Source organism: Acinetobacter sp. SH024 (genome assembly GCF_000163635.1).
In the GTDB taxonomy this organism is placed as follows: domain Bacteria; phylum Pseudomonadota; class Gammaproteobacteria; order Pseudomonadales; family Moraxellaceae; genus Acinetobacter; species Acinetobacter pittii.
Map to the genome: position 1 here is coordinate 234,469 of NZ_GG753603.1, position 14,470 is coordinate 248,938.

Sequence of the window (14,470 nt, forward strand, 5' to 3'; positions counted from 1 at the left end):
GTACGTAGTGTGTGTNTTTTTTATGGCTCTGATTATTGAGCTTGTGACATAGGGGCATCTGCTGGTAAAGCACCGTCTTTTGCCATCGGGTCTGCCGACTGACTTGGATCTGCCGGAGGCGGTGGAGTGTTCGGATCTTGTGGCGCTGGAGGCGCTTGGTTCGGTGCAGGTGGTACTGCATCAGTTGGTGCTGCTGGAGGTGCCATTTCACCGCCTGCTGGAGGTGCTGGTGGAACGTCTGCCGGAATAGGAGCACCTGTAGGCGCTGCATTTGTTGGTGCAGCAGAAACTTGCTGTACTTGTCCGCTATTGACTAAATCGCTAATAGAGCCTGGTTGGCCGTTTACCGTTGTGGTTACTTTTACTTTAGACAAACTTTCTAAAGTATCTCCTGGCTGCACTGCTGGCTCAGCCAAAGCGGCCATACTACATAATCCCGTGATTACGCCAATACCAATAATCTTTGAATGGATCATTAAGTGGACTCCGATTATATTTTTATCCAAATTTGTGGAGCTAACCATGTCATAAGCAATCAGTGTTTTTCAACGAAAGATACGCAATTGGCGCAATTCAATAGCCAAAGGCTCTCATAATTCCAACAGATTGTTACGTAATGGGTAATGGAGTTACAAAAAAGATGACCATGTTTTAACCATTTGAAAGATAAGAGATATACTTAAAAAAGCAGGATTGTTAAGCTGCGTGTGGACAGTGGTATTGATAGAAACATGGCAAGTAAAAAACGTAGTAAAGGTACAAACTCATTCTCTATAAGTCAGCATTTTGGCAAGATTATTCTTGCTTGTATTGCGGCTGGAAGTTTTGCGATTGCTTTTGGTAGTGAAAAGATTTCGCAGTGGTTTTCGCCTTTAACGACTAACTCGACTTGTCTTAATCAGTTTTATCGTGAAGTTCCACCTGCTTTAAATAAAGAAAGCCTCAAAAAAGACAGTTATCCGCTGTGCTTTAATGGCTTTAACGTTTTGTATTCAGGCATTTCTAAAACGCCGTTGTGGTCGGCTGAGCATTTAAATGCAGAACGTTTGAGTACCAAAATTAAGCGTGAAGATAACTTTCATGAAGAAACCCGTGTTGCTCAAAGACATCGGGCACTGTTAAGTGATTATCGTGGTTCAGGCTATGACCGTGGGCATATGGCGCCAAATGGTGATATGCCAAATAAAGAATCCCAATCTGATAGTTTCTCGCTCAGTAACATGGTGCCTCAAGCGCCTAAAAATAACCAAGAAGTATGGCGTAAGCTCGAAGAAGCAACCCGTGCTATTGCCACTAAACAAAAACAAGATGTTTATGTAGTGACAGGTCCTGTTTTTGAAGGCAAACGTCTTAAGACGATTGGGCAGGGTGTCATTGTTCCAACCGCAGTTTATAAAGCGGTGTATATGCCAAAAACTGGCGCAATCGGGGCTTATTACGCACCTAACAATAACTCTCTACAAGTGAAGGTTGTGAGTGTTTGCTACCTTGAGGAGCGCTTAGGCGTTAACCTGTTCCCGCAGTTAACTGAGCAACAAAAACGTAATGTCTATCGTCTACCTTTAACAGCGAGCCAAGTTAAGCCAAATCAAAAGCTAGACTATTTACACTGGGATGGCGAAAGTCAGTGTGAGCAGGACTTAAACGCTGACCAGATTCAAGCGCTACAAGACCAATTTAAAAAGCAAAAAACTGGTTCTTCGGAGCCAATGGAAGCAAAAGTTCCAACAATTGATGAAGAAACGAGAAAGGCGATTGTGAAACAACTGGTAGAAGCCTTGGTGAACTATTTCTTGCAAATAATGAAATAAGCAGCTTTTTTTGATTGTTATTGCAACACCGTAATTGATTAAAATAGAATTCATAGACAGATCTGTCTATGGATTCTATTTTAATAAGGACAATAACAATGTTTGCCTCGATGTTTCTTTTTTCATTTGCAATGTCTATAACCCCAGGGCCAGTAAATACTGTCATTTTATCGACCAGTTTAAATCACGGTTTAAAAAGATCGCTTCCCTATATTTCAGGCGCCACAATTGGTTTTACCCTGCTTTTAATTTTTATGGCATTTGGTCTTCAGAGTTTATTAACTCAGTTTCCTGTTGTATTAAAGATTCTTGCAGTTTGTGGAACGCTATTTGTTTGTTATATCGGGATTAAAATTATTCTTTCTGCTGCAAATATTTCTATTTCCAGTGCTCCTGTAGAACAAATGATTATTCCTAATTTTAAAGATGGGTTCTTATTACAATGGCTGAATCCCAAAGCGTGGTTGGCTTGTGTGTCAGGCATTACCATGTTTACTAGCATTGAAAACCCGCAGTCGTTGCCGATCTTTATCGTTATTTATTTTTTCACTTGCTACGCGTGTTTGTTCTTTTGGGGGTTCTGTGGTGATAAATTTTCAGTGGTGCTCAATCAGGGCAACCGTTTGAAATATTTTAATATCTTGATGGGCGCTTTTTTAATTTTATCGGCTCTTTTAATTTTGATCGATTTTTTTTAAATTGATCGTATTACACTGTGAATATATAACAACGAGACAACACATATGTTTAAGCCATTTGAAAAGGGTACAGAGTCTTCATCAATTGAAGATTTAACATTAGAAAATGATGTCGATTGCGTCAGTATTTATGGCAATTTGCAAATCACTAAAGACAAAGTTGGGTTAGAACAGGCAAAGGCATTGCAGAGCTTTGTAAATGATGTCGTTGCGGCTTTGGAAAAAGAAGAATTGCCTGAGAAAATTGAACGTCCAGCTGAACAAGAAATTAATAATCCGTTTTTGTAATTTATGCATGCTATGCGTGATATTTAGTATGGTCATGCTGCCATACAGTCTTTAATACCACGTTAAACTTTATTAAATGTGTATAGACATTTTTTACTTTTGAAAGCCCAAAAGTAAACAAAAGGCTTTGTTGATCAGAGGGCACATCCATGTACCCCTGTTCAACAGGTGACATCCATGTCACCTATCCGCGATAGTAGATTGTGTCTAAGAAGAGTTAATCCTTATCCCCAGCAACTACCTTATAAATAATCGCACCAATCACAGCCCCTAAAATCGGTGCCACCCAGAACAACCACAACTGGCTTAAAGCAGCCGTTTCAGCAAAGAACGCAACACCTGTACTACGTGCAGGGTTTACCGAAGTGTTCGTCACCGGAATACTGATTAAGTGAATGAGTGTTAAGCCCAAACCAATTGCAATAGGAGCGAAGCCAGCAGGTGCGCGGCGATCAGTTGCACCTAAAATAATGATTAAGAAGAAAGCTGTAAGAACCACTTCAATAATGAAAGCAGAACCTAAGCCAAACTTGTTTGGTGATAAGTCACCAAAACCGTTGGTAGCAAAACCACCAACACCGCTAAAGCCCGCTTGGCCTTGAGCAATAATATAGAGAACAAATGCAGCAGCAGTCGCACCGACCACTTGAGCAACGATATAGGGAATTAAATCTTTAACATCGAAGCGGCCACCGACCCAAAGGCCAACACTTACCGCGGGATTAAAATGTCCACCTGAGATATGCCCTAGAGCATAAGCACCTGTGAGTACGGTTAAACCAAAGGCAAGGGCTACACCTGCAAAGCCAATACCAAGTTCAGGGAAAGCTGCGGCTAAAACTGCGCTACCACAACCACCAAAGACTAGCCAAAACGTACCTAGGAATTCAGCAAAATATTTATTCATTGTGATTACTCATCTATTGATGTATTTTTTAATTAGTGTGAAATATGTCACAAAAAATTAAGCATGTGACTATATGAAATTTTTGTTTTCAGTGTTGTTTTAATCAAGAAAAGATTTGTAAGTTTTGGTTGGTTATTCTTTGTCTAAAAATTGATCCCTCCATTGCTGGGGTGTTTGATTGGTCCAATGTTTAAATGCTCTTTGAAACGCACTTTGTTCTGAATAACAAAGTAAAAGTGCGATCTCTTGTAAGCTTAAATGCGGATCTTTTAAATACTCGGTTGCGAGCATAAAGCGCACTTGCTGAACGCGCTCCTGAAAGGTAGTGTCTTGTTGCTGTAAATGTCTTTGCAGTTGCCGCACGGACAGGCCTAATTGAGCAGCAATATGTTCAATTTGGTATTGATTCTTTTGCAGCCCAGTCAAAATTGAATGCTGTAAACGCTGATCAAGTTGGGTTGAATTTGGTAATTGCTCTAACAGCGCTTGTGCTTGCTGAACCAATAGTTGCTGCAACGTGTGGTCAGCGCTGCTAAGTGGCTTATGAATTTCTGTAATTGGAATGAGTAACTCTGTACGTGGCTGGCTAAAACGAACGGGACATTGGAAGTATTGTTCATAAACCCTGATATTTTTAGGGGCAGCATTTAAGAAACGTACTTCATGTAAATGCACGTCTTCATGAGACATAAAAAGACGTAAGAACTGAATCACCAACGCAATCGCGATTTCATCGGTAAGCTGGGTAGGGTGTAGCTCAGTCGCTTCCCAGCGAATAGAACCATATCTCCCTTGTAGCTCAACCACTAATGGGCTCCCGTCATAAATCAGACGGTGAAAATCATGATAGCGAATTAAGGCTTCACCTAAGTTGTCGCAAGAGAGCGCGAGGTAAGCAATAATCCCTAAGTGTTTGGGTTGCACATATTTGGCAATTTCGAGTCCTAAACCCGGCTTTGGGTCTAGTTTATAAATCACTTCTAATAGATCACGCCAAACCACATAGTCAAAGCGTTCCAGATTTTGAATTTGTTCTAATTGTTCAGGAATAGCTAATTGATTGGCTTCACAGTAAGCCTTTAAAAGATGCCCCAGTCCTCCATACACTGAGCCTGTATAATTTTTTAATTGTGGCATCCCTAACCACCTCTTCTTGTCGTGATTTGTCAATGAAACCATAAATTCTGGTCAATACCTAGCATAACGAATTTTATATGCTGAATAAAAAGAAAAAGGAGTTAGGTGATGTTAAAAGGGTTTATTGCCGGAATTGCAGTTGCGAATGCATTTGAATGGGTAGCACACAAATATATTTTGCATGGTGTACACCGTGCTGGAAAACCACGTTATAGCCCAGTACCAAAAAGTATGGAATCTCATTGGGCACACCATCGTGAAGTCCGTAAACAACAATTTCATGATGATTGCTATGTTGAGGGCGTAAGAAACTGGCGAACTAAAAATGAGTTAATTTCGCTTGCTGTGGTGGCAACCGTTTCAAGCGCAATTTTCTATCCATTTTCAAAAGGCATGGCACTCGCAGCTTGGTACAGTGCTGGAAATTATTATTATATTCATCGCCGTGCACATTTAGAGCCTGAATGGGCAAAGCGTAAAATTCCATGGCATTACGACCACCACATGAACTCTAATCAAGACGCCAATTGGTGTGTGACCAAGCCTTGGTTTGATTATGTAATGGGAACACGGGTGGTGTCGTCGGCAGATTTAAAAGAACAAAATCCTTTGGGTATACGGTTACCTACTGCGCTTGCTAGACCATTGTCTCAAGCTATAGAAAAAATTTTTCCTGCAAAATGGGTCGAGAAAAAAGAAAAGCCTCAATTGGTTAGTGACATAAATGCGGTAGATGGCGCTGCATAAAAAAATAAAGGGGCATGTCGCCCCTTTAAATATCAATAAGTTTACAAGCGCATTTCGATGCCTTGTTCAGCTAAATATTGTTTAGCTTCTGGAATGGTGAACTGACCAAAGTGGAAAATACTTGCTGCCAATACTGCATCGGCACCACCTTGTAAAATACCGTCTGCAAGATGTTGTAAGTTGCCCACACCACCTGAAGCGATCGTTGGAATGGTAACGCGGTCATTAATGGCACGCATTAACGCAATATCATAACCCGCTTTAGTACCGTCGGCATCCATACTGGTAATCAGTAACTCACCCGCACCGTAGTCAGCCATTTTTACAGCCCATTCAATGGCATCAATACCCGTTGGTTTACGGCCACCGTGAGTAAAGATTTCCCATTTGTTAGCGCCAGTTTTTTTGGCATCAATCGCAACTACAATACATTGCGCGCCAAAGTGCTGTGAAGCTTCTTGAACAAACTCCGGATTAAATACAGCAGCTGAGTTAATACTCACTTTATCTGCACCTGCATTTAATAACGCACGAATATCTTCAACCTTACGTACACCACCACCGACAGTTAATGGCACAAATACAGTCTCAGCCATACGCTCAACAGTACGGTAAGTGGTATCGCGTCCATGATGTGTAGCGGTAATGTCTAAGAAAGTAATTTCGTCTGCACCTTGTTCGTTATAGCGACGTGCCACTTCAACAGGGTCGCCAGCATCACGAATATCGAGGAATTGAACGCCTTTAACTACGCGTCCGTTATCAACGTCTAGGCAAGGAATAATACGTTTAGCAAGCATAGCTTTTTCCAAAAATAATCGCCGTTGGTGAAAGTTCCTACACAGGCGCTACACCTTCATGGAGGGAAGAGGTATTCTATCAAACTTCACAGATGTTTTTTGCAGGTTTTCCATGTCGGTTTATACCCCGTTGAGTTTAGATGAAGTTCGCACCTTTGCTGCACCTTATGGATTAGAGGTGTTGGAGCTGAACCCAATTCAGGGAGGTATTCAAAACACCAATTATTTTCTGGTTGATGTAAACCGCAAACAATATGTACTCACAGTGTTTGAAGAGTTAGATGCACAAGGAGCAGGCGAACTCATTCCGGTACTTGAACAATTAGGGACTCATGATGTACCTGTTGCAGTGCCGTTAAAACATAGCGGACAAGCGGTTCATGTGATTGCAGACAAGCCTGCACAGATTGCACCACGTTTAATGGGTCACCATCCCATGCAAACCACAGTAGCGCAAGTTGCAGCGATTGCAGATGCACAGGCGAAACTGCATGTGGCTTTACAAGATTTTCCACTTGAACGTGAATATCGCCGTGATCACCAATACTGGACAGGTGTTGCAGAGCAGCTGAAACCAAGCATGACTCAAGATGATCAAACTTTACTTGAGCAGGTCTATCAAGCTTTTAATGCGAAAACAGCGCAGTATTCAAACCGACCAACAGGTTTTATTCACTCTGATTTGTTCCGTGACAATACTTTGTTTGAAGGTGAGCAATTACAAGGTATCCTAGATTTTTATGAGTTAAATCAAGATGAATTGCTATTTGATATTGCGATTACCATTAATGATTTTTGTACCGAATATCCAGCAGCGCATTTAAACTCAGACAAAGTCGCAGCTTACTTAGCGGCATACCAAAAAGTTCGTACGCTTACATCAGATGAGCTTGCATGTTTAGATGTATTCTTGGCAATGGCAGCATGCCGTTTTTGGTCAATGCGTTTGCAAGTTGCTCAAAAAAATAAAGAAGAAGGACGTACCGGCGATGACATTTTGCAAAAAGACCCGCAAGAAATGCGAGCAATGATGCAAGACCGTTTAAGTCATGTAAAAGCATAAAAGGGAATAAACATGCGAGATCAGGGGCGTTTAGTCGAATGGTTCGACGAAAAAGGTTATGGCTTTATTCAGCCGGATGATGCTGAAAAAGAGCGAGTCTTTTTGCATATCAAAGATTTTGCACGCCCCGGACCTCGGCCAATTATTGGATGTGCACTGGAATATCGGGTGATTCTCGATGAACGAGGCCGTTTTCGTGCTCAGCAGGTCACCTATTTAAAAGCATCTCAAACCCGAAAAGCGTCAAAGCCTGCAAAAGCAGAATCTTCCTTTCAAGCTAACCCTTGGTCTGCAATGCAAATGGGGATCGTGTTTTATTTCGTTTTAATGGGAATTATGAGTTTTATCCATATTTTACCAGCTTATACGTTGTTATTTGTTTTAATGATGAATGCCTTAAGTTATTGGCTTTATTCTCAAGATAAAGAAGCCGCACAATTGGGTAATCGCCGTGTACCTGAACAAACATTGCACATTGTTAGCTTTTTAGGAGGTTGGCCAGCTGCATGGTGGGCACAACAAAAACTGAGACATAAAACACAAAAACAACCCTTTCGTAAGATTTATTTTTGTACCATATTCTTTCATTTACTTTTGATTTTGTGGCTAATTTCTCCCTTAAACGTATTGCGGGGCTCATAAAAGTAAATCGTTTTAATAAACTTGAGAGGTATAAAAATGAATAGTTCTATCGACCAAGATCCAAATCGTACTTTAACACTTATTTTATATGTACTTTATATTGTTGCCATTTTTACAGGCGGCTTACTTGCGGTTATTGCTTTAATTATTAACTACGTAAAACGGTCTGATGTACAAGGCTCGATTTTTGCGAGCCACTTTACATGGCAAATCAGAACATTCTGGTGGTATCTGGCTTGGAATATTATTGCCTTTCTGCCGTTTATTTTCTTGTTCTTTACAGGTGAAAATACTGACCTGTTTGCAGGGGTTGCCATTTCATCGACCGTATTCTGTGTGGGTGTAATTGGTGCTGCGTGGATCTGGATTGTATATCGTGCAATTCGTGGATTGATTGCGTTAAATGATAACCGCCCGATGTATCAATAAATTATGATTATTGAACATGTACATTTGAGTATAAAGTCTGGGCAAAGTGAAGCATTTCTTGAAGCATTCGAGCAGGCTAAACATATTGTTTATCCAATGGAAGGCTTTAATGCGGTCCAACTGATTAAGCATGCAACCGATCCCCATCATTATATTTTAATGATTTTCTGGGATGAAATTGAAAACCATACAGAAGGGTTTAGAAAGTCTGAGGCTTATCAGGAGTGGAAGACTTTGCTCCATCCATTTTATGACCCAATGCCGACGGTTGAGTACTACCAACCGTGTACGTTATTGAAGAAAAAATAATAGATAGATAGTAAAAAAGAGAGCGTTAAGCTCTCTTTTTTTATTCTCGAATTCTTTTAGCTTTTTTAATTGGTAACTTAATTTTTAACTCACTGACTAAAACGCCTAAGACTACTAAAGCACCGCCAAAAAGGGCAATCATTGGCAAACGCTCACCTGCAATTCGGCCAATAATGCCCGCCCAAACAGGTTCGCCTGCATAAATAATTGCAGCACGTGAAGGATCAACCACACGTTGAGCCCAGTTCATAACAAATTGAATGAGTGCACTCGCTAAACCTAATGCAATAGCAATCAGTACTAGGGGCCATGAAAATGCTGGAATCATATGTTCACCCACCACAGGCATGATGGCGAAAGAAAGTAGAGAAGCGACGCCAAGTTGAATGATTGTGACGCGGCGTAAATTTACCTTTCCAGCAAAGTAGCTAATAAAAATAATTTCTAAAGCAATCGCAAAGGCACCCAAGATTGTTAACAGCTGCCCAAAACTTAATGAAATTTGCTCAAAACCATTTCCCGTTAAGAAAACAAGGCCAGCAAACGCAAGAGCAGCTCCCACCCAAGTCATAATATGTGGAGTTTTTCTAAAGATGAGCCACATTAAAATAGGAACAAGCGGAACATATAGCGCCGTTAAAAAAGCGGATTCACTACTCGGAATGGTTTGTAGGCCAATGGTCTGGGTGCCGTAGCCTGCCGCAATCACAAGACCAATCGCGCTACCAGCGCCTAAATCTTTTAAAGTAACACCTTTCATACTTTTTAATGAGATAAGAAGCAAAGTAAGAGCTGCTACAGCAAAACGACAGCCTACAAAAAACATAGGTGATGCAAAATTCAGCGCATACTGCACAGTAAGGAATGTTCCACCCCAAATGATCGTAATCAAAATGAGGGCTAACTGTGGGGCTTTGCTTGAACTCAGAGAAATTGGTGACATACTCAAGTTAAATTAAATTGTGCAATATACTGCACATATTGCGCTATTCTTGTATTTTGTGCAATATATTGCTCAAATTTTCTTACTAATCCATTCTATGAGCCAGTCGAGTACCGTTTTACAGCACGTGGGCACAAATATTCGTTCATTAAGAGATGAACGAGATTTGAGTCAACAAGATTTGGCAGATCTGGCAGGGGTGAGTAGACGAACCATTGCTGCTTTGGAAACAGGGCAGGTCAATATTAGTTTGGCCAAACTCGACTCGATTGCAGCAGTGTTGGGTGTCGATTTTAAAACGATTGTGAGTGCACCTGAGCATAAAGAACATGCCGTAGTAAATGCACTCGCTTGGCAGGGTAAAGATGAAGAAAGTAAAGCAACCTTGCTCGCTTCAGTTCCATCTCGTTCCCAAGTTGAGCTTTGGATATGGTCTTTGGCAGTGGGAGAGTCTTACGTGGCGGAAGCAGATGCTGACGGATGGCAGGAAATTATTTACGTATTAGAAGGTGAGTTGATCATACAATTTACAGACAGCAAAAAAATAATACCTGCTGGTTCATCTTTTATTTTTGAAAGTTCTGTTACTTATACCTATATCAATAGTGGTAAACAAGTTCTTAAATTTACTCGTAATGTAGTGTATTGATTTAGAATATATTTTCATGACAGCAATAAAAAAAGAGCCTAAAGCGGCTCTTTTTTACATCTTAAGAATTAAAGACGGTTTTCATCCAACAAAAGCTGAGCTTCACGAAGGTTTAAAGTACCTTCATAAATTGCGCGGCCTGTGATCGCGCCTAAAATGCCCGGTTGGCCTTTTAAGTTACGAACGTCATCAAGGTTGGTAACACCACCAGAAGCAATTACTGGTAAGCCTGAGTATTGAGCCAAGTTTACAGTTTGCTCAACGTTTACGCCTTGCATCATGCCATCACGAGCAATGTCTGTATAAACAATGCTAGACACGCCTGCATCTGCAAAGCGTTTCGCTAAATCAGTTGCTTTCACATCAGTAACGTTTGCCCAGCCGTCAGTTGCAACCATACCATTCATGGCATCAATACCAACAATGATGTGGCCTGCGAAACGTTTACAAGCTTCTTCTACAAATTCAGGTTCTTGAACAGCTTTAGTGCCGATAATGACAAAAGTCACGCCAGCTTCTAAATAGTGTTCAATCGTTTCTAATGAGCGAATACCACCACCAATTTGAATTGGTAATTCTGGCTGAGCTTTAGCAATTGCTTCAACTACAGGTTTATGAATAGGAGTACCTGCGAAAGCGCCATTCAAATCAACCAAATGCAAACGGCGCGCACCTTCATTTACCCAATGCTGGGCAGTTGCAACCGGATCGTCAGAGAAAACGGTATCGTCTTCCATACGCCCTTGTTTTAAACGCACACATTTACCATCTTTCAGGTCAATTGCTGGAATGATTAGCATGCTTCCGCTCCTTGCTTCATCATGTTTATGAAATTGTGCACATCTTAGCAAAGTATTGATCAATCGCTAAGCCTTAGAAAAGACTTTTATTACTTTACGCTTGAAGTGCGGTTTGAATAGTTTGTGAAATGTGAGCAGGTAATAGTTTTTGGTTTCTGAGCTCTTCAAATACGAGTAATGCAGCATAAGCATCGGCGGCGGCATAATTTATTTGCTGAGATGTAAGTGGCTTTCTTGCCCAGTTTGAAGTTCCGACTTTTTTCGACTTTGCGAGATATTGTCCAAATAACAGCGCCACCGCTTTTTGTAAGCCCATTTGCTGTTTAAAACCAAAGTGACTAAAACCTTTGGCAAGGTCCACACAACTTTCTAGCTCTATACCTTTTTTATGAAAAATATGCTTATCATTTTTAAGGCCAAAACCGACTTTAATTTGCTTCTGGTTAGATAAAATGGGCTGCAAGAATTTTAAAGTCGATGAATTGACATGAAATAAATAGGCTTTTTGTGCTGTAGCAAGTTGAATTAAGTGTGGACCAGTTGAGATTTCACCCACTTTAAATGTAGGTTTAGACTCAGAATCAAATCCCAAAATTGCAGCGTTTTTTAATTCTTCTTCAATACTTTTGCATTGCTCAATATTTTCAATCACCACAATATTATGGTGGTTAAGATTTTCAAAAGGAGGAAGCTGCTGAATGGAGGCTTTATCAAGGAGGGCAACGGCTTCGGACATATTTAACAGCGTACAAATGAATTGGGCTATTCACTTTATATATGAATAAAGCCTAGAGGACTAGGCTTTATGAATGTCTTTAAAAAATTACTGAGACTGAGAAGGTGTACCAATGACCACACTTTCGCTTTTCTCAACATAGCCTTCATAGGTCGGAGACATGATTGTGGCAACGACAGCAAAAAACAAAGCAAGTGGAATTAGGATAATATAAATCCAGCCTAAAACGCGTTCCCAACCAGGAGTAGGGCGCTGTGGGCCGTAATCATTATTGCCTTCTGTACCTTTTGCCGCAAAGAGATAAATCATAAAAATCAGGTTTACGGCAGGGATCAGCATCAGTAACGATAGCCATCCTGTATTATTGCGGTCATGCAAACGGCGGATGGTAAATACAAAACTTACATAGAGGCAAACAATATAGAGAATAGCGATAACAATCATGCCTGCCGTAGAAAGGCCTGTTAGTTCCTGACTAGATGTAAACCCAAAAGTAAAAGCGATGATGACAACGGCGATACCGATGACGAGTGAAAATAAGAATGTCCAAGCAGCATAAGAGAGTCGCCCAAAACGACCACTAGCTTTAAAGGGGGAATCTTGTTGAAGTGGTTGATTTTCGAAAGGTGAATTCATTTTGTTTTCCTGATCATTTGGTTTTATTTAAAAGTATAAATATTCAACATTTTGTTGAATAAAACATCATTCTATAAATGATTAGTTATCATTGTAAATAAAAAAAGATCAGGCCATCTAGACCTGATCTTTTTCAGTTTTAAATCAGTTTAAATATTCCATTCCACAAAGTTTTTAAGTAACTGCAAACCAGCAGTATGACTTTTCTCTGGGTGGAATTGAGTCGCGAATAAATTATCTTTATGAATCGCTGTGCAGAAGTTCACACCATACTCGCAAGTCGCAGCCACAACGCTTTCATCTTTTGGTTCGACATAGTAACTATGTACAAAGTAGAAGCGAGCATCTTGTTCGATGTTGTTCCACATTGGATGGCTTGGGTCCATTTGGTGAACTTGGTTCCAGCCCATGTGTGGTACTTTTAAACCTTCCATTTGAGGGAAATGTTTTACTACGCCGTCAAAAATACCTAATGCGTCTACACCGCCATTTTCTTCAGAACTTTGTAGTAATGCTTGCATGCCTACGCAAATCGCAAGAACAGGTTTATTAAAAGCAGCTTTACGTACAACTTCATCAATACCTGCTTCACGCATACCTTGCATGCAGTCACGCATTGCACCAACGCCTGGAAAAACAATTTTGTCGGCTTGTGCAATTAACTTTGGATCATTGGTCACATCGACTGTAGCGCCCACATGCTCAAGTGCTTTAGCCGCTGAGTGTAGATTGCCCATGCCATAATCAAGTAACGCGATACGTGTCATTAGAGGCTACCTTTTGTCGATGCAATCGTGTTTTCTGCACGTGGATCAACTTCACATGCCATACGTAAAGCACGAGCAAGTGCTTTGAACACACTTTCGATTTGATGGTGGCTATTTTTACCTTTTAAGTTATCGATGTGTAAGGTCATAAGCGCATGGTTTACGAAACCTTGGAAAAACTCAGAAAATAAATCGACATCAAATGTACCGATGCGCGCACGAGTAAATGGAATATCCATGAATAAACCCGGACGACCAGATAAATCTACAACAACGCGAGATAAAGCTTCATCTAATGGTGCATAAAAATGACCATAGCGTTTTAAACCTTTTTTATCACCTAAAGCTTGTGCAAAAGCTTGTCCAAGCGTGATACCACAGTCTTCTACGGTGTGGTGATCATCAATCTCGAGGTCTCCGTCACAATGAATATCGATATCAAATAAGCCATGTCGCTTGATTTGATCAATCATATGGTCTAAAAATGGAACTCCAGTGTTTAGTGTGCCTTGACCAGTACCGTCGAGATTTAAACGAACTCGAATTTTGGTTTCATTGGTATTTCTAACCACTTCACTGATACGTTGCGTCATGGACACGTTCCTCAAAAAACGTCAAAAATGATTGGATGTTAACGACAATTTCGCTGTGACGAATTCGTGACAGCATCATAGTTTGCTCAGGAGGGTTAATCAATGCCTATTACCGTACATGCTTATAGTTCTCTAGATAATTCAGAGATCCGCGATCAGCTTGAGCGACTGTATGATACAAGTCCGGAGTTTGGTGACGGGCACGATGCGATTGAACAACTTGAACAAGATTTACAACAGTATACCACGCTATACACTGCCGAATTTAACACCAAAATTATAGGCGCAATCTGGTCTTCAGGACAAGGCGAAAGCAAGGTTCTTGAATATATCGTTGTGCACCCTGCGAACCGTGGTCGTGGTGTAGCTGAGCGCTTAGTTGAAGAAGCTTGCCGTATAGAAGAGTCAAAAGGTGTTAAAACTTTTGAACCAGGTTGTGGCGCGATTCATCGCTGTTTGGCTCACATTGGTAAACTACATCACTAAAAGCTTCTATTATTTTGTGGTTGTGATTT

Annotated in this window: 21 protein-coding genes; 10 read left to right on the forward strand and 11 right to left on the reverse strand. The window is 40.7% G+C overall.

From position 1 onward, the window contains the following. Positions 1-32: 32 nt before the first annotated feature. On the reverse strand, positions 33-476 hold the full coding sequence (locus tag HMPREF0013_RS19875; protein ID WP_005804492.1) for a hypothetical protein: 444 nt from the start codon (positions 474-476) through the stop codon (positions 33-35). A 255-nt stretch (positions 477-731) separates the two neighbouring features. On the opposite strand from HMPREF0013_RS19875, the gene HMPREF0013_RS19880 reads away from it, so the two are divergent. The 3 genes from HMPREF0013_RS19880 (at position 732) to HMPREF0013_RS19890 (ending at position 2,797) form a co-directional block, all read left to right on the forward strand. Further along, on the forward strand, positions 732-1,811 hold the full coding sequence (locus HMPREF0013_RS19880) for a DNA/RNA non-specific endonuclease (protein WP_005804493.1): 1,080 nt from the start codon (positions 732-734) through the stop codon (positions 1,809-1,811). A 98-nt stretch (positions 1,812-1,909) separates the two neighbouring features. Further along, a complete protein-coding gene (locus tag HMPREF0013_RS19885; RefSeq protein ID WP_005804494.1) occupies positions 1,910-2,509 on the forward strand; it encodes a LysE family translocator in 600 nt (199 codons plus the stop codon). Positions 2,510-2,554: 45 nt separating this feature from the next. Next, the gene (locus HMPREF0013_RS19890; protein WP_005804495.1) at positions 2,555-2,797 is read left to right on the forward strand and encodes a hypothetical protein; all 243 of its coding nucleotides are present in this window, start codon (positions 2,555-2,557) and stop codon (positions 2,795-2,797) included. Between the two features lie 10 nt (positions 2,798-2,807). Here HMPREF0013_RS19890 and HMPREF0013_RS24730 read toward each other — a convergent pair whose 3' ends face one another. The 3 genes from HMPREF0013_RS24730 to HMPREF0013_RS19900 form a co-directional block, all read right to left on the reverse strand. Then, complete coding sequence (locus HMPREF0013_RS24730; RefSeq protein ID WP_005804496.1) at positions 2,808-2,972, reverse strand: hypothetical protein; 165 nt, start codon at positions 2,970-2,972, stop codon at positions 2,808-2,810. A 42-nt stretch (positions 2,973-3,014) separates the two neighbouring features. Continuing rightward, entirely contained in the window at positions 3,015-3,704 is a 690-nt protein-coding gene (gene aqpZ / locus HMPREF0013_RS19895; RefSeq protein WP_001045987.1) for an aquaporin Z, read from the reverse strand. Positions 3,705-3,836: 132 nt separating this feature from the next. Continuing rightward, on the reverse strand, positions 3,837-4,841 hold the full coding sequence (locus HMPREF0013_RS19900; RefSeq protein WP_005804497.1) for an AraC family transcriptional regulator: 1,005 nt from the start codon (positions 4,839-4,841) through the stop codon (positions 3,837-3,839). Between the two features lie 108 nt (positions 4,842-4,949). Between HMPREF0013_RS19900 and HMPREF0013_RS19905 the strand changes: the two genes are divergently transcribed. Continuing rightward, on the forward strand, positions 4,950-5,588 hold the full coding sequence (locus tag HMPREF0013_RS19905) for a hypothetical protein (RefSeq protein WP_025464170.1): 639 nt from the start codon (positions 4,950-4,952) through the stop codon (positions 5,586-5,588). 41 nt (positions 5,589-5,629) lie between these two features. On the opposite strand, the gene hisF is transcribed toward HMPREF0013_RS19905, so the two are convergent. After that, positions 5,630-6,388, reverse strand: a complete 759-nt coding sequence (gene hisF, locus HMPREF0013_RS19910) for an imidazole glycerol phosphate synthase subunit HisF (protein WP_025464171.1) — start codon at positions 6,386-6,388, stop codon at positions 5,630-5,632. Positions 6,389-6,500: 112 nt separating this feature from the next. Between hisF and HMPREF0013_RS19915 the strand changes: the two genes are divergently transcribed. Genes HMPREF0013_RS19915 through HMPREF0013_RS19930 form a run of 4 tightly spaced genes read left to right on the forward strand, consistent with a single transcriptional unit; the run spans position 6,501 to position 8,831 of the window. Beyond that, entirely contained in the window at positions 6,501-7,451 is a 951-nt protein-coding gene (locus HMPREF0013_RS19915) for a homoserine kinase (protein ID WP_002117011.1), read from the forward strand. Between the two features lie 12 nt (positions 7,452-7,463). Further along, positions 7,464-8,093 carry a DUF1294 domain-containing protein gene (locus tag HMPREF0013_RS19920; RefSeq protein ID WP_005078530.1) on the forward strand — a complete coding sequence of 210 codons (630 nt, stop codon included), beginning with the start codon at positions 7,464-7,466 and terminating at the stop codon, positions 8,091-8,093. 36 nt (positions 8,094-8,129) lie between these two features. Further along, a complete protein-coding gene (locus HMPREF0013_RS19925) occupies positions 8,130-8,522 on the forward strand; it encodes a DUF4870 family protein (protein WP_005300857.1) in 393 nt (130 codons plus the stop codon). Positions 8,523-8,525: 3 nt separating this feature from the next. After that, the gene (locus HMPREF0013_RS19930; protein ID WP_005804501.1) at positions 8,526-8,831 is read left to right on the forward strand and encodes an antibiotic biosynthesis monooxygenase family protein; all 306 of its coding nucleotides are present in this window, start codon (positions 8,526-8,528) and stop codon (positions 8,829-8,831) included. Positions 8,832-8,871: 40 nt separating this feature from the next. Here HMPREF0013_RS19930 and HMPREF0013_RS19935 read toward each other — a convergent pair whose 3' ends face one another. After that, a complete protein-coding gene (locus tag HMPREF0013_RS19935) occupies positions 8,872-9,774 on the reverse strand; it encodes a DMT family transporter (protein ID WP_005804502.1) in 903 nt (300 codons plus the stop codon). Between the two features lie 97 nt (positions 9,775-9,871). On the opposite strand from HMPREF0013_RS19935, the gene HMPREF0013_RS19940 reads away from it, so the two are divergent. Continuing rightward, complete coding sequence (locus HMPREF0013_RS19940; RefSeq protein WP_005804503.1) at positions 9,872-10,423, forward strand: helix-turn-helix domain-containing protein; 552 nt, start codon at positions 9,872-9,874, stop codon at positions 10,421-10,423. Positions 10,424-10,491: 68 nt separating this feature from the next. Here HMPREF0013_RS19940 and hisA read toward each other — a convergent pair whose 3' ends face one another. From hisA to hisB, 5 genes are all read right to left on the reverse strand, one after another. Further along, the gene (gene hisA / locus HMPREF0013_RS19945) at positions 10,492-11,223 is read right to left on the reverse strand and encodes a 1-(5-phosphoribosyl)-5-[(5-phosphoribosylamino)methylideneamino]imidazole-4-carboxamide isomerase (RefSeq protein ID WP_000905538.1); all 732 of its coding nucleotides are present in this window, start codon (positions 11,221-11,223) and stop codon (positions 10,492-10,494) included. Between the two features lie 94 nt (positions 11,224-11,317). Continuing rightward, positions 11,318-11,959 (reverse strand): 3'-5' exonuclease, encoded by a 642-nt coding sequence (locus HMPREF0013_RS19950; RefSeq protein ID WP_005804505.1) that lies wholly within the window; start codon positions 11,957-11,959, stop codon positions 11,318-11,320. Positions 11,960-12,046: 87 nt separating this feature from the next. After that, on the reverse strand, positions 12,047-12,595 hold the full coding sequence (locus HMPREF0013_RS19955; RefSeq protein WP_005804506.1) for a DUF805 domain-containing protein: 549 nt from the start codon (positions 12,593-12,595) through the stop codon (positions 12,047-12,049). Positions 12,596-12,744: 149 nt separating this feature from the next. Continuing rightward, positions 12,745-13,362, reverse strand: coding sequence for an imidazole glycerol phosphate synthase subunit HisH (hisH, locus tag HMPREF0013_RS19960; RefSeq protein WP_002116911.1), 618 nt, complete (start codon positions 13,360-13,362; stop codon positions 12,745-12,747). After that, on the reverse strand, positions 13,362-13,955 hold the full coding sequence (hisB, locus tag HMPREF0013_RS19965; protein WP_002116767.1) for an imidazoleglycerol-phosphate dehydratase HisB: 594 nt from the start codon (positions 13,953-13,955) through the stop codon (positions 13,362-13,364). Before hisB ends, hisH begins: the two co-directional genes overlap by 1 nt. A gap of 102 nt (positions 13,956-14,057) precedes the next feature. Between hisB and HMPREF0013_RS19970 the strand changes: the two genes are divergently transcribed. Continuing rightward, positions 14,058-14,441, forward strand: coding sequence for a GNAT family N-acetyltransferase (locus HMPREF0013_RS19970; protein ID WP_002116928.1), 384 nt, complete (start codon positions 14,058-14,060; stop codon positions 14,439-14,441). Positions 14,442-14,470 lie beyond the last annotated feature (29 nt).

Bases quoted from the DNA above. Each gene is read 5' to 3' on its own strand.
- HMPREF0013_RS19875 (WP_005804492.1), bottom strand. From the start codon at position 476: ATGATCCATTCAAAGATTATTGGTATTGGCGTAATCACGGGATTATGT.
- HMPREF0013_RS19880 (WP_005804493.1), top strand. From the start codon at position 732: ATGGCAAGTAAAAAACGTAGTAAAGGTACAAACTCATTCTCTATAAGT.
- HMPREF0013_RS19885 (WP_005804494.1), top strand. From the start codon at position 1,910: ATGTTTGCCTCGATGTTTCTTTTTTCATTTGCAATGTCTATAACCCCA.
- HMPREF0013_RS19890 (WP_005804495.1), top strand. From the start codon at position 2,555: ATGTTTAAGCCATTTGAAAAGGGTACAGAGTCTTCATCAATTGAAGAT.
- HMPREF0013_RS24730 (WP_005804496.1), bottom strand. From the start codon at position 2,972: ATGTCACCTGTTGAACAGGGGTACATGGATGTGCCCTCTGATCAACAA.
- aqpZ (WP_001045987.1), bottom strand. From the start codon at position 3,704: ATGAATAAATATTTTGCTGAATTCCTAGGTACGTTTTGGCTAGTCTTT.
- HMPREF0013_RS19900 (WP_005804497.1), bottom strand. From the start codon at position 4,841: ATGCCACAATTAAAAAATTATACAGGCTCAGTGTATGGAGGACTGGGG.
- HMPREF0013_RS19905 (WP_025464170.1), top strand. From the start codon at position 4,950: ATGTTAAAAGGGTTTATTGCCGGAATTGCAGTTGCGAATGCATTTGAA.
- hisF (WP_025464171.1), bottom strand. From the start codon at position 6,388: ATGCTTGCTAAACGTATTATTCCTTGCCTAGACGTTGATAACGGACGC.
- HMPREF0013_RS19915 (WP_002117011.1), top strand. From the start codon at position 6,501: ATGTCGGTTTATACCCCGTTGAGTTTAGATGAAGTTCGCACCTTTGCT.
- HMPREF0013_RS19920 (WP_005078530.1), top strand. From the start codon at position 7,464: ATGCGAGATCAGGGGCGTTTAGTCGAATGGTTCGACGAAAAAGGTTAT.
- HMPREF0013_RS19925 (WP_005300857.1), top strand. From the start codon at position 8,130: ATGAATAGTTCTATCGACCAAGATCCAAATCGTACTTTAACACTTATT.
- HMPREF0013_RS19930 (WP_005804501.1), top strand. From the start codon at position 8,526: ATGATTATTGAACATGTACATTTGAGTATAAAGTCTGGGCAAAGTGAA.
- HMPREF0013_RS19935 (WP_005804502.1), bottom strand. From the start codon at position 9,774: ATGTCACCAATTTCTCTGAGTTCAAGCAAAGCCCCACAGTTAGCCCTC.
- HMPREF0013_RS19940 (WP_005804503.1), top strand. From the start codon at position 9,872: ATGAGCCAGTCGAGTACCGTTTTACAGCACGTGGGCACAAATATTCGT.
- hisA (WP_000905538.1), bottom strand. From the start codon at position 11,223: ATGCTAATCATTCCAGCAATTGACCTGAAAGATGGTAAATGTGTGCGT.
- HMPREF0013_RS19950 (WP_005804505.1), bottom strand. From the start codon at position 11,959: ATGTCCGAAGCCGTTGCCCTCCTTGATAAAGCCTCCATTCAGCAGCTT.
- HMPREF0013_RS19955 (WP_005804506.1), bottom strand. From the start codon at position 12,595: ATGAATTCACCTTTCGAAAATCAACCACTTCAACAAGATTCCCCCTTT.
- hisH (WP_002116911.1), bottom strand. From the start codon at position 13,362: ATGACACGTATCGCGTTACTTGATTATGGCATGGGCAATCTACACTCA.
- hisB (WP_002116767.1), bottom strand. From the start codon at position 13,955: ATGACGCAACGTATCAGTGAAGTGGTTAGAAATACCAATGAAACCAAA.
- HMPREF0013_RS19970 (WP_002116928.1), top strand. From the start codon at position 14,058: ATGCCTATTACCGTACATGCTTATAGTTCTCTAGATAATTCAGAGATC.